Annotated in this window: 17 protein-coding genes and 1 pseudogene; 7 read left to right on the plus strand and 11 right to left on the minus strand. The window is 50.6% G+C overall.

The features are described 5' to 3' along the window. Positions 1-272: 272 nt before the first annotated feature. Positions 273-686, plus strand: a complete 414-nt coding sequence (gene rnk / locus MKZ32_RS10120) for a nucleoside diphosphate kinase regulator (protein WP_239797148.1) — start codon at positions 273-275, stop codon at positions 684-686. Positions 687-755: 69 nt separating this feature from the next. Here the strand turns inward: rnk and MKZ32_RS10125 are convergent, their stop codons facing one another. The 3 genes from MKZ32_RS10125 to MKZ32_RS10135 all read right to left on the minus strand — a co-directional run bounded on the left by MKZ32_RS10125 (position 756) and on the right by MKZ32_RS10135 (position 2,682). Further along, entirely contained in the window at positions 756-1,850 is a 1,095-nt protein-coding gene (locus MKZ32_RS10125) for a GGDEF domain-containing protein (RefSeq protein ID WP_239797149.1), read from the minus strand. Positions 1,851-2,104: 254 nt separating this feature from the next. Then, a complete protein-coding gene (locus MKZ32_RS10130) occupies positions 2,105-2,287 on the minus strand; it encodes a hypothetical protein (protein WP_239797150.1) in 183 nt (60 codons plus the stop codon). Positions 2,288-2,295: 8 nt separating this feature from the next. Then, positions 2,296-2,682, minus strand: a complete 387-nt coding sequence (locus MKZ32_RS10135) for a nuclear transport factor 2 family protein (protein WP_239797151.1) — start codon at positions 2,680-2,682, stop codon at positions 2,296-2,298. A 117-nt stretch (positions 2,683-2,799) separates the two neighbouring features. Between MKZ32_RS10135 and MKZ32_RS10140 the strand changes: the two genes are divergently transcribed. Beyond that, positions 2,800-3,045, plus strand: a complete 246-nt coding sequence (locus MKZ32_RS10140) for a vitamin B12 dependent-methionine synthase activation domain-containing protein (protein WP_478210039.1) — start codon at positions 2,800-2,802, stop codon at positions 3,043-3,045. A gap of 251 nt (positions 3,046-3,296) precedes the next feature. Here the strand turns inward: MKZ32_RS10140 and MKZ32_RS10145 are convergent, their stop codons facing one another. Beyond that, positions 3,297-3,788, minus strand: coding sequence for a GlcG/HbpS family heme-binding protein (locus MKZ32_RS10145; protein ID WP_239797152.1), 492 nt, complete (start codon positions 3,786-3,788; stop codon positions 3,297-3,299). Between the two features lie 382 nt (positions 3,789-4,170). Between MKZ32_RS10145 and MKZ32_RS10150 the strand changes: the two genes are divergently transcribed. Together MKZ32_RS10150 and MKZ32_RS10155 are read left to right on the plus strand one after the other, a co-directional pair. Next, positions 4,171-4,449, plus strand: coding sequence for a DoxX family protein (locus MKZ32_RS10150; RefSeq protein WP_239797153.1), 279 nt, complete (start codon positions 4,171-4,173; stop codon positions 4,447-4,449). A gap of 618 nt (positions 4,450-5,067) precedes the next feature. Continuing rightward, positions 5,068-5,292 (plus strand): annotated as a pseudogene (locus tag MKZ32_RS10155) (transposase); the annotation flags it as partial. Positions 5,293-5,349: 57 nt separating this feature from the next. Here MKZ32_RS10155 and MKZ32_RS10160 read toward each other — a convergent pair. Then, positions 5,350-5,874: a hypothetical protein gene (locus MKZ32_RS10160; RefSeq protein WP_239797154.1), complete on the minus strand. Its 525-nt coding sequence runs from the start codon at positions 5,872-5,874 to the stop codon at positions 5,350-5,352. Positions 5,875-6,256: 382 nt separating this feature from the next. Then, positions 6,257-6,502, minus strand: coding sequence for a hypothetical protein (locus tag MKZ32_RS10165; protein WP_239797155.1), 246 nt, complete (start codon positions 6,500-6,502; stop codon positions 6,257-6,259). A 99-nt stretch (positions 6,503-6,601) separates the two neighbouring features. Between MKZ32_RS10165 and MKZ32_RS10170 the strand changes: the two genes are divergently transcribed. Continuing rightward, positions 6,602-7,069, plus strand: coding sequence for a hypothetical protein (locus MKZ32_RS10170; protein WP_239797156.1), 468 nt, complete (start codon positions 6,602-6,604; stop codon positions 7,067-7,069). Positions 7,070-7,169: 100 nt separating this feature from the next. Further along, positions 7,170-7,466, plus strand: coding sequence for a ubiquitination-like system serine protease family protein (locus MKZ32_RS15860; protein WP_478210040.1), 297 nt, complete (start codon positions 7,170-7,172; stop codon positions 7,464-7,466). A gap of 3 nt (positions 7,467-7,469) precedes the next feature. Here the strand turns inward: MKZ32_RS15860 and MKZ32_RS10180 are convergent, their stop codons facing one another. The 5 genes from MKZ32_RS10180 to MKZ32_RS15875 all read right to left on the minus strand — a co-directional run bounded on the left by MKZ32_RS10180 (position 7,470) and on the right by MKZ32_RS15875 (position 9,534). Further along, entirely contained in the window at positions 7,470-7,811 is a 342-nt protein-coding gene (locus tag MKZ32_RS10180; RefSeq protein WP_239797158.1) for an addiction module antidote protein, read from the minus strand. After that, entirely contained in the window at positions 7,808-8,131 is a 324-nt protein-coding gene (locus tag MKZ32_RS10185) for a type II toxin-antitoxin system RelE/ParE family toxin (RefSeq protein WP_239797159.1), read from the minus strand. The genes MKZ32_RS10180 and MKZ32_RS10185 overlap by 4 nt, the downstream gene beginning before the upstream one ends. Positions 8,132-8,221: 90 nt before the next feature. Continuing rightward, a complete protein-coding gene (locus tag MKZ32_RS15865; RefSeq protein WP_478210041.1) occupies positions 8,222-8,719 on the minus strand; it encodes a tyrosine-type recombinase/integrase in 498 nt (165 codons plus the stop codon). Between the two features lie 46 nt (positions 8,720-8,765). Further along, positions 8,766-9,404, minus strand: a complete 639-nt coding sequence (locus MKZ32_RS15870) for a tyrosine-type recombinase/integrase (protein ID WP_478210042.1) — start codon at positions 9,402-9,404, stop codon at positions 8,766-8,768. Between the two features lie 7 nt (positions 9,405-9,411). Continuing rightward, positions 9,412-9,534 (minus strand): hypothetical protein, encoded by a 123-nt coding sequence (locus MKZ32_RS15875; protein ID WP_478210043.1) that lies wholly within the window; start codon positions 9,532-9,534, stop codon positions 9,412-9,414. Between the two features lie 581 nt (positions 9,535-10,115). Between MKZ32_RS15875 and MKZ32_RS10195 the strand changes: the two genes are divergently transcribed. Continuing rightward, a complete protein-coding gene (locus tag MKZ32_RS10195) occupies positions 10,116-12,104 on the plus strand; it encodes a UvrD-helicase domain-containing protein (RefSeq protein WP_239797160.1) in 1,989 nt (662 codons plus the stop codon). Positions 12,105-12,197 lie beyond the last annotated feature (93 nt).

Genomic DNA, 12,197 nt, shown 5'->3' on the forward strand with positions numbered 1-12,197 from the left:
GAGGCTCCGACCATCGCCCCCTAAAAGTGGGCAAACTGTGGCGGACTCCGCTAAAACCATATTCACAGAACGTATAATGAAACTCGTAGTGTTTAAAACCTTAAATGCATCAGCTGAAGCTGGTGGTTTTTACCAATTGATGGAAAATAAGCTAAGAACGAGTAAAAATTCAAAGTAAAATCCGTGTCAACATTACACGCAATTCAACAAAATCACGAATATAGTACATATAATTATTGTTATACGACCGAACTTTTGAAGGAAAATATATTGTGGCTGATCTTCCCAACATCATCGTTTCGAGCTTGGATCTAGCGCGTCTTAACCACTTAATAGATGCGCTGCCGACGGATTCGCAGCCTGAATTGGACAATCTGCGGTATGAATTGGATCGTGCGGTGGTGGTTGCGCCGGAGAATATCCCGGCGACCGTTGTAACCATGAACTCAACCATTCGATTCATTATTGAGCCGACGGAAAAAACGTTCGAACTGACACTGTCATATCCTGAAGACGTGCAGGGGAAGCCCGGTCAAATTTCCGTATTGGCGCCGGTAGGTAGCGCGTTACTGGGACTGGCAGTCGGTCAGCAGATGGAATGGCCGGTACCCGGCGGCAATACCATAAAGGTACGAGTCCTAGATGTCAGTTACCAACCAGAAAGATCCGGCGAATATACAAAGTGATATTCAGTATCTCAGTATTAGGGATCTCTGTGTCAGCGTGGTGATATATCGTCACCTTGGCGTTACTCGTTACCTCTCCCGAGCGCTTGCTGCCTGTTCGAGATCTTCAGCGGCCACCACTCGGTTGCGTCCCGTTTGCTTCGCCTCATACAGGGATACGTCAGCACGCTCCAGTATAGCTTCCCTGGTTTCGCCCGGCCTCAACATCGCCACTCCGAGGCTGATGGTCACCTCAATGATGTGCCCCTTTGCATGAAATGGGGTTTCCGCGACATCCTGACGAATCCTTTCGGCGATAACCCTGGCCAACGCCATATCAGCATTCGTCAGAATGACTGTAAACTCCTCTCCGCCAAAACGCCCTACCATATCAAAGTCTCGTACTGCCGACTTAATGCGCTCCGCAGTATGTATGAGCACGCTGTCTCCGACCAAGTGGCCATGGATATCGTTAACCCTCTTGAAAAAATCTAGGTCTATCATCATGACGCACAGCGTCGTTCCCGTTTGCGCTGCTTTATTAATATGATTTTCAAGAGCTTCCATCACATGACTGAAGCTCATCACACCCGTGAGCTGATCTGTTGCTACTTTTTGATACAGCTTGGCTGATTCAGCCCGACAGGCTGCTAACTTTTTCTGCTGACCCTCGATTTCCTGAAGATGATAAGCCTCTATTGTCAAGTGCAGATCCAAAGCGATGAACTTGAGGATGCAAGGCATTAGTGCCCACACAGTCTTGGGGTCGTTCTGGAAAGAGGTAATTAGGCGCTCAACTAAAATCTGTTGGGTGATTTGATGCTGCAAGTGCAGAACGCTCATCGAAAGTCCATCATGAACACGGGCAGCTGAAAGAGTAAGACGTTCCGCAAAATATGCAGGGGTATGGAATCCTTGGCCAAAGCGCCGCAACTGGTCGGCCCAAACTTGTTTGAAAACGGACACATCTAAATTTGGCTCGATCAGGGAAAATTCCCGAAGACGTGCCAATACAGCGAAGCAGACATTTACAAGCTCCTCGGCCTCGTCCCCGATGACTTCCCTGTTAATTCGGTCTGCGAGATCAGCATACGCGGGATGGATGTCCAATGCCAAAATGGTTTCTCGGATACGCGTATCGTCAAATCCGTACTTAATACAGATGGATATAGGTTCATCGTTCATTCTGGGAATGATCTCATTTCGAGGGGTTTGCATAATCAATCACGTTTTATGGCATGTCGTCAACATGCTAAGTACCTTAACGCTGTAGTTGCTCCATTCAATTTAACTTAAAAGTAACCAAATGAGATAGTACTAAAGTTTGAAATACGCTTTTACTTGGCTCAAAGATCCAGTCGATTCTTCCCGTGAAATCTGACGCACATCCATTGACTAAGAATGCAAATGGCGATAATGCTCCTGACTTTTTCTCCGCGTCAAGCAGCATGCTTTTTCACCCATGCGACATAGTGGTCTATCCAGTTCTGGAGGAATTTTTTGCTGCCTTCATCAATGTCGCCAGCCTCATCAAACAATCCATCCCTTACATGGACGGATGCTTCCGATTGACCGAAGGTCGGTACGACTAGGTAAGCGAGAACATTGCGTTTAAGGTTCATTCACATTGTCAGAACATCGTATTGTTGTTGGCGGAATTGTCCGGCACGATTTGCAACACATCCCAGTGTTCGACAATTTTGCCGGCATCATCCAGGCGGAAAATGTCGATGCCGGCCCAGTCATGGTCGCCCGGCCATTGCTGAAAACAATGCAGAACGACGAGATTTCCTTCGGCGATGACCTGCTTAAAATGTACATGCTTACCCGGATATTCGCTAGCCATCCGCTCAAAATATGCGATGAAAGCATCAACGCCGTCGGCCACCTGGGGATTGTGTTGAATATAGGTGTCGTCGATATATTGATGTACCGCCTCGCGCGGCTGACATTGATTGAACATCAGGTCGTAGAAGGCGGTGACGTTTTGTTTGTTGCGTTCCAGTTGCGTACTCATGAACACGGTCCCTTTCAGGTCACGACAGGCAATCTTATACCTGTTTGTAGGCCAATGATTATTGGCAAAATGCCGTTCCTATATCGGCGAGGCACAAACCACCGTTGCCTCGGGAGCTTGCCCCGAGCACACCGAGAAAGCCGTGATGTTCAAGGCTTTGCAGTGCGAGGAAATCGGCATGCATTTGACCGAATCTTCGCCATGTTCCCCGGCGCATCGGTATCTGGTTTCTATTTCGCCCATCCCGACTCGAAGTCCTTCAGCATCGGCAAGATCGGCATGGGCCAGCTCGACGACATGGCAGCGCGGCGCGGCGCGGCCAAGGAAAATTTGGAACGCTGGCTGTCGCCTAATCTCTCCTGAGATGCCTGGGCAGATTTACGAAATCTGCTTGGCATCCTTCTTGATCGCGATCAGCTTGACCAGCAGGTCGTCGCGCTCGCGCAAGGTCGCCTCGAAATCATAATCCTTCAACTCTTCGGCGATGCCTTACGCTCCCGGCGCGATAAAGTCGTCGGTCCTGGGATAGACGCCGAACTGAATCGGATTTAAGAATTTAATTCAGAGCACCGCAAGAAGCCGTGGCCAAATAAAATTCTCTAACATCAATCAAATCATTTCAATCGATCCTTAATCTTAGCGATTCCTGCCTCCGCGCACAGCTCATCGAGATGGCCACCAGGTGCACCACTTATGCCAATGGCACCAATTGTGTCGCCTTCCACTTGAATGGGTACTCCACCACCCACGGCAATGAAATCATTTATGAAGACAAGATTAGCAGCTGCGGGATTCTTCTGTGTATTTTCCATTAGCCGCGTGGTCGAATTTTTGGTCGTAAGAGCTGTGTAAGCTTTCCTGCGGCTGGTATCGACCGAATGCGGGCCCGCGTTGTCTGCACGTTGCAGCGCCTTGAGCTGTCCCGCGCGATCAACCACTGTTCCGCTGACGTTATAGCCTTTGGAAGAGCAGTCAGCGACGGCGGCGGCAACGGCTTCTACTGCCAGTGCGGTCGGGATGTCTCTGACGGTGCGAACTTGTGCGTGAGCATTGCTGGCAGTAACGAGCGTCGCGAAAATGAGAGTGCTTGTGACGCGTGAAATCATGATAGTTCTCCTGGTGGTTGTTGAATTGATTAAGTGCCTTAAAGAAAATACTATCAAGGTCCTCTTCACTCTGTATGTTCGTTACTGCACATGCAGCAAATTTATTTTGAGTAAGATAGCACTATATGAGTTTGGCGATATTCCTTCATGGGCCCATAAGCAAAAACTGCTATACAGTGAAACTATTTTGGGACACAGGCGCATTGCAATGTATCTTTGAACTAGCTATTCCTAAGTTAAGGACAATCACCATGAATGTACTAAACCGCTATGGCCCGCTTTTAGGTCGCCTGCTGATCGCTTTCATCTTCGTTATGTCGAACTTCGATAAAATGACTGGCTTCGAAGGGACGTAGGGTATATAGCCAGCAAGGGACTGCCAATGCCGGAAATGCTTGCTATCGGCGTCATTTTCGTTGAACTGGGCGGAGGGATCAAGCTGATCATTGGCTGGAATGCACGTTGGGTCGCGGCCGCAATATTTGTATTCACCGCAATGGCTGCGCTGTTCTTCCATAATTTCTGGGCTGTGCCGCCCAACGAAGCACAAAATCAGAAGATCAACTTCATGAAGACCATTTCCATGATGGGCGGCTTACTATATGTTGTCGTGCACGGCGGCGTGCCTTTTAGTTTAAGTCCTGACACGATAAGTTCATAATTTCAAGAAATTTAACATACGACCCCATGTGTCAGCTTCAGTACCTTAGGTCGGTAGGCAATAGTAGAATTCAACGTGTTTAGGAGCGAGTGATAGGTAACTGTTCCGTCTTAAGAATTTTGTTCAACGCATTTTGCGCGTACCATTGGATTCCTTCTTTTTGCTTATCTCAATGCTTTCTGGATACATTTCAGTATGGGATCATTAATGCTTTAGATTCTTCTATGTGATGCGCTTTTAATTTAAGTCAGGCCATTTAAAGGACATTCGCCTAGACAAAATGCAAAGGTAAGGACGTCTCTAATGCTGATTAATATGTTATGAAGGCTACTATCGCGCACTGGCACATGACAATGGGAGTCAACACCATGGCGAACATCCTGCACTCGAAGAAGTTTTGCGTTCGATTGAGCACGATCATCTTGCTGATGAAGCCACCATTCAACTTATCCGCACGAAAAAGACCTGGCTCAGCTCACATCCTCTCGAGCCGAGTGAGAGTCGCTCATTAACGATTCCTTGCGACCCTGATAGTGGGCAGAAACAGAACCTGATTAAGAGTCGCCTGGCAGTGGTTTACGGCAAGATAGCGGTCCTGCCTGCGTAAAACTGGAGCAATTTCACGCGGTCAATACCCTCTTGGGCAATCTGAAGACGATGTTCTCTGGAACCTACCATGCGTTCGATTTCTCCAAGTACGCCCATCGTTACCTCGCCGAGTTCCAATATCGATTCAACCGCCGCTTCGACCTGTCTGTCATTCTGGTCAGACTGCTTCGAGCATCATCCGTCACTTCGCCCTATCCTGAGCGCCTCATTCGCGCGGCTGAACATTGTGGCTAATCAGGTCTGGTTTTGATGTGGTCGTCATGATATTTCTCGAAAACAGTAAAAGGTATATTAAATAATAATTTCCACCTTGCACTGTTCAAGTCTGCTAAACAAATTGACCTCTCGTTTGAATGGGCGCCACTCGTACAGCAGAAGATCTGCAGGTCGCCAAAGGGCAACCCATCCAAGAATAACGAGTGCCTCACGGAATGTGATAGATAAGCCTCCCTCCGGTAATAGTTGGGCAGCAAACGTAGCTAATGAAATAAGTAAACTTAAAAATACAATCGAAATCAGAAGACTTCTCCAGCCAAGTTGTAAAGTCTGCTTTAATTTTCTTTCTGATTTATTCTTTAGATAAGCAAAATGCTTATGAATAGCACTTTCAATTTCATGCGCCCTGTTAGCAGCCTCCGAGGGTAGATGAACTTTCAAATATACACGGGCATGGTAAGGCTGTGTTGCCGCTTCTTCGGCGAGAAATTCTTCTGCATCGGGACTTAACATACGGTTAGGATAAAACGGGGATTCAGGCAGCATAAGCATTTGGTCTACGCTTTGAAGTTGAAGTATAATTTCATTTGTTTTTTTCATAATGATTATTTACTCCACCCGTAGGATAGGAAATTCAACCGCTCTAGTCAAATTAACTTCGCCCCACATCCTCTTGCCAATCTAATTTCCATCGTCAAATCCATAACAGATTCTGCATTTCGCCCATTCCCACGGTAAAAATAGGTCGCGTCAAAGCCAAAAAACGGCACACGCCAGACACAGCGCACAAGCCTACCCAAGGTGAGCAATAAATTGATATCACCAAGCGATGCGCTTATCGAACTTGAACTCCGGTTCTAGCTGAGCCGCCGAATCCCCTTGAGAATCGTTGCCCGTTCGCTCTGTAGCCATCGCTGCCTCCCACAGCGGAAGATCATGCGCCGGGGCGATTCTCGGTAGCTGCGTGGATTCACCGAGGTGATCAATGATCAGCATCTGTATCTGACAAAATCGCCCACACCAACGGAGGCACTTCATAGCGCGCCAGCAGTATTTTCCACAGATAGGTATGATGCGGCACGGCGGAGTGGTGCGTCTGCTGCGGTGACTTCCACCAGTAGCGAGGCACAACCACCGGCAGCGGTGCCAAGGCCGTGACGGCCGCACATGCAGATGCTCCCGCTCGAAGGGTGAATGGGCGCAATAGCGCAACGGTTGTTCCACCCATACCTAGTCTGTGTCACCGATACACCCCGAGGCATCCATTGAGATACCGCCGCCATGTTGGATCGGGATGCTTCCGAACCGTCACAAAATCGGGAGCCACTTGCGAGCGCACCGTCAAGCGCGTACGGTCGATCTTGTGACGGTCGCCGGCGATGATCTGTATTACTGGTGGGCCGACAAGGCTACCTTCACTGGCCCAGCGGATCGACCTGTTGGCATCTACACACCGGAAAGCTTGCGCGGCGAATATCTCCGCAAGGTAGCTCCCGAAGCGCACCAGCAGGAGCTTGAGGCTGGCTACCTCAAGGGCCTCACTGAGGAAGCGCCTGCTGTGGTCACGCTCAACATGCGTGCCGCAGCCGCCTGCGTGAATGAGTTCATCGCGCGCGCTTTTCCCTTCCACTTGGAATCCAACCGTCTCTATGCCCGTACGCAGTTCAGTCTCTCCGCTTGCGAAGAAGAATACTTCGCCGAGGATGTATTCAAGTGCACGCCGAATCACCTCCTTGCGCGAGGCGATGCCGAACCATTGCTGGGTTTGCCTGCGCTTAGGGTGCTTGCGCAATGACGATTTCGGCAAAAATCACGCGATGGTGGCGTAACGTCTAGCCCGGTTCGGCCCGTGCCGACGGCTGTGCATTGTCGCGGGTGATAGTCTGCCGTCTCATATGCCTAGGCGAGATCTTGTCCTCGCGTGCGACGATGGCGAGGACTGGTGTGTGGGCATGCGCTGCCCCTGTGGCTGCGGCTACGCGATCGAGCTTTTAGTCGTTGCGGAGGCGAAGCCACGGTGGGACGTGTCGGTAGACGCCAGGAGCAGGCCAACCCTTACTCCGTCTGTCTGTCTGGCTGCAGAAAGGCTGTCGCTCTCACTTCTGGATTCTTGGAGGCCGAGTCCATTGGTGCTGAGAGTAGTGCGTTATGGGCGGCACACCAAGATCACCGCCGTCCAGCGCATGACGTGAAGCTTAGCCGTGAACCGGAGTAGGCTCGGCTGGCACAACAGACAGACGCATACCGACAGCATGAAGCACTGCCAGAAGTGTCTTGAGCGTCGGGTTGCCGCTCGGTGACAATGCACGATACAACGCCTCGCGGGTGACGCCTGCTTCTTGCGCCACGTTCGCAAGCCCGCCATATGCCTGAGCCACGTCGCGTAGCGCGAGCAGACCGACGGCCCGATGATCTGGATTGTCCAATTCTTCCAGCGCCGATTTCAGGTACTCGACTGCAAAGGATCGATCAGTCCGCAATTCGGCAATGATCGCTTCGGTATGCGGTATCGAAGCGGCATGTTTGCGATTGCTCATGTTTTCTCCGTTTCCAGTCCAACCAGTATTCCTTGGCCCGTTTGATGTCCGTATCCTGCGTGCGCTTGTCGCTGCCGCAGAGCAGGATGACCAACGTCGCGCCATGCCGCCCCAGATACACGCGATAGCCGGGACCAATGTCTTCGCGCAACTCCAGGCACACCTTCGCCGACTGGCTTGATGTCACCGAAGATGCCCAAGGACACCCGCCGAAAACAGATTTCCAGCTTGGCCATAGCCCGCACATCACGCATTCCGATAAGCCAGTCGGTCAACGGCACTTCGCCATCAATGCGCTGATACCGGCGCACTTCAATCATGGCGCAGCCTCCATTGCAACTTATACTTCACAGAAGTCAAAGCTTGCGAAGTCCCAGTGAAAAGCCGTTGGACAGTCATAACACAGCAGACTAGGTTGAAGTGCTGGCGGCCCGCTTGCTGCCGGGAGGCGTGGAGCGGTTTTCCCCCTGCGGTGGCGGAAGGCTTGGCGGCGTCGCTCCAGATGTGTCAGCGATAGGCTCAGGAATATCGTTCGGAGAAATCGGATGGCTCTCCACAACGGTCTTGCGCCGATTGGCAACCAACTCTGCTGCGGCGCGAACTGGATCGTCCTCGGTATGCACATAACGCATGAACATCGTGACCGTTTTGTGCGCGGTCAGCGCCATGCCTACCTTGACCGGAATGCCAGAATTGGCTATGTCGGTGGCTGATCGGTGACGGATTTCGTGCGTCCCGACCGGGGGCACGCCGGCACGATCAAGGATGCGCCGCCAAGCCGTGTAGTACGAATTTCGGGTCAGTGGCTGCTTGCGATTGAAGATCGACGGGCACACATAGGGGGAGTTCTCGTAATGCGTAGCACTCGATAGAAGTCGGTAAGCCTCCTCACTCATGGATTTGGACATGTTGCCGGTCTTGCTGTCCGGTCAAACCACACGCTTGTTGGGCAGGTCAATCCAGTCCCACTGCAACAGCAGGATTTCCGACATGCGGGCGGCAAACTCGAACTGCAGCCCGGATAGCCAGAGTCAGTGTCGGATGCTCCAGGCCTTCGGTATCGGCCTTGTCGAGATAGGTGAACAGTTGCCCCATCTGCGCATCAGTGATCAGACGGGTCTTGACTTTTTCTGGATACTTCAGAACATGCCTGCAGGGGTTTGAGCCATCGGGCCGATAGCCCCACAGCTCGGAAAGGTTGAACATCTTGCGGATGCAGCTGAGCACACGGTTGGCTTGTATGGGTGATTTCTCCTTGCGCTTCATCAGCACAATCACGTCCATGCGCGTGATTTCAGGGACTTTTTTGCTGCCGAAAGCGGGAATGATTGAGCGATCGATTTGATGCTGGTATGAGCGTTGGGTGCTCGGCTTGTTGCGGGTCTTGGAGTAGTCCTCCATGAATCGGGGACATAGCTCCTTGACGGTCGGTGCCTTGCGCGCATCTGCCTTCTCACCGCCTGGATCACCGCCATGGCGAACCTCGGCCAGCCAGTCTTGCGCAAGCGCACGGGCCTGCTCGACGGTCAACTCGCCGAACAACCCAAGCGACGGTTTGCGGCGCTCGCCAGTGTTGGTGCGATACTGAATCATGAAGACCTTACGACCTGCCGGGGTGACCTTGCATAGAAAGCCCGGCACTAAAGGTATCGCGTAGTTCCACGTCAGTGGATTGAGGTTGTGCTGCGTCAACAGCCGTTTTCGTCAATTTGATCTTAGCCATGAATGCTCCTGGAAATACCCCATTTCCAGGAGCCAAGCGAACGGGAACCGGGTCGATTTTGGTCGAACACCGTGGTATCATGGGGGTCGATGCTTCGAGAGGAAACCTGCTCAAGAGAGCTGTGTGGTAGCCCGGCGTACCTCGGTGTATTGCCTATAATCCGGCTTAAAATCCGTCGGGGAGAAATCTCTGTACCGGTTCAAGTCCGGTCCCGTTCACCAATAATCAATAAGTTACGTCTAAATTGTAACTTTCAAAAATCAAGCTCTGCTCCGCAAAAATGAACTTTCCGGTATTCGAACAAAAAAATAACCGTAAAGGAGAGTGACCTGACACAACAAACACAAAAAGTACAAGCACTCACGGTGCAGCATGCCAATAAAATTTATGTTGCTACGATCGTGAAAGTAGTCAAGACAAAATTCCCATTCAATGCACAATCTGACTTTCCGCTGTAACTTTACTCAGCCCATCAAAACATTCCCGCTAATCCGATCTTTTTAATCTCTGAATGTTGTCGCAAACACCCATTTTTATCAGCGTCAGCAGGAATGAATTTTGGATTTTTTAGAGGTATCCTAATGCTAAGTAAACTTAATCCCTCACAATTCGAAGCAGTTAAGTATCTGGATGGCCCGCTGTTGGTGCTGGCTGGCGCAGGCAGCGGCAAAACGCGTGTTATCACTCATAAACTGGCCTATCTCATTGAGCAATGCGGCTATGCACCGCGCAACATCGCCGCAATCACCTTCACCAACAAGGCTGCGAATGAAATGCGTGAGCGCGTAGGCAAACTGTTATCTGGACGAAATACCAAGGGTTTAACCATTTGTACCTTCCATGCGCTCGGTATGCAAATCTTGCGTGAGGAAGCTGGTCTGCTTGGCTACAAAAAACAGTTTTCTATCTTCGATAGTGCTGATACTGCAAAGATCATTAGCGAGCTGTTGGGGGCACCGGACAAGCAAGATATCCGTACCGCACAAAGTGTCATGTCCAAATGGAAATCCTCTTTCACTTCACCGGAACAAGCGTTAAGTCTGGTAGAAAACGAAGCAGAGCAACGTACTGCATTACTTTATGCACGCTATCAAGAAACATTACGCGCCTATCAGGCGATGGATTTTGATGACTTGATCCGATTACCAGTGGATTTGTTTCAGGGTTTTCCTGAAGCCCTGCTGCGCTGGCAGCAACGTTTTCGTTATTTGTTGATCGACGAATATCAAGATACCAACGATTGCCAGTATCAAATGACTCGTTTGCTGGCGGGCAGTCGCGCAGCACTGACGGCAGTGGGCGACGATGATCAAGCGATCTATGCCTGGCGCGGAGCGAGTACTGCGAATTTGCAGAATTTACAAAATGACCACTTGAATTTGCGCGTAATCAAGCTGGAACAGAACTACCGTTCTTCGCAACGCATTTTGACCTGTGCCAATCATTTAATACGCAACAATACCAAGCTATTCGAAAAAAAACTGTGGAGCGACCATGGACCGGGCGACCCTATCCGCGTATTTGCAGCCAGGGACGGCGAGAACGAAGCAGAGTCCGTAGTAATGCGTTTGCTGGCACATAAATTTGAACACAATACGCGTTTTTCTGACTATGCCATCCTGTATCGCAGCAATCACCTATCGCGTACTTTTGAGGAACAACTGCGTGGACAGAAAGTGCCCTACACCGTCAGTGGCGGCAGCTCCTTCTTCGATCGCGCGGAGATCAAGGATCTCACTGCCTATTTGCGCTTGATTGCAAACACGGATGACGATCCGGCCTTCATTCGCGCCATTACCACGCCTAAACGAGGTATTGGCAACCAGACATTGGAGAAACTTGCGGGCTATGCGGGTACACGCAACATCAGCCTGTTCGCAGCGGCTTTCGAAAGCGCCATGGCACATCAACTTCCTGCGCGACAGCACGAAGAGTTACTAACCTTTTGCAATTTCATCAATCGCATGGAAGCGCGTGCCGACAAGGAAGAGTGTGCGACGGTGATGGCAGATCTAATGAGCGCAATCGATTACGAGGCATGGCTGTTCGACAGCCATGAACCGCGTCAAGCGGAAAGCAAATGGGCGAATGTTACGGATTTTGTCGGCTGGATCAACCGCAAATCAGAAGCCGACGGCAAAACGTTATTGGCGATGACCCAAACCATCGCGCTGATGAACCTGCTCGAATCCCGCGAAGAAGAAGTGGATGCCGTCTCATTATCCACTCTGCATGCTGCCAAGGGTCTGGAATTCGGCCATGTGTTCATGGTTGGAGTGGAAGAAGGCACCCTGCCGCACCACCAAAGCGAGCAACCGGAACAAATTGAGGAAGAACGTCGTTTGATGTACGTGGGCATAACTCGCGCAGAGCGTTCACTGCAAATCAGCTACTGCACCAAACGTAAACACGGAAAAGAATGGCAGGCATGTGAAGCAAGCCGCTTCTTGAAAGAATTACCCGCAGATGAACTAATCTATTCGGGTGTACTACCCACAGGCAGTACACCCGAAGTAAGCAAAGACGTGGGCATGGCGAAATTAGCGCGACTGAAGGCGATGTTAGGGTGATCCATATTGGCAATGCGAAATACTGGAACGAAAATTTGGATACTGAAGCTCAGAACATGAAGTGAAATAAGCAAAGCAAAAGTAATCGGTGAA

The organism is Candidatus Nitrotoga arctica (assembly GCF_918378365.1).
In the GTDB taxonomy this organism is placed as follows: Bacteria; Pseudomonadota; Gammaproteobacteria; order Burkholderiales; family Gallionellaceae; genus Nitrotoga; species Nitrotoga arctica.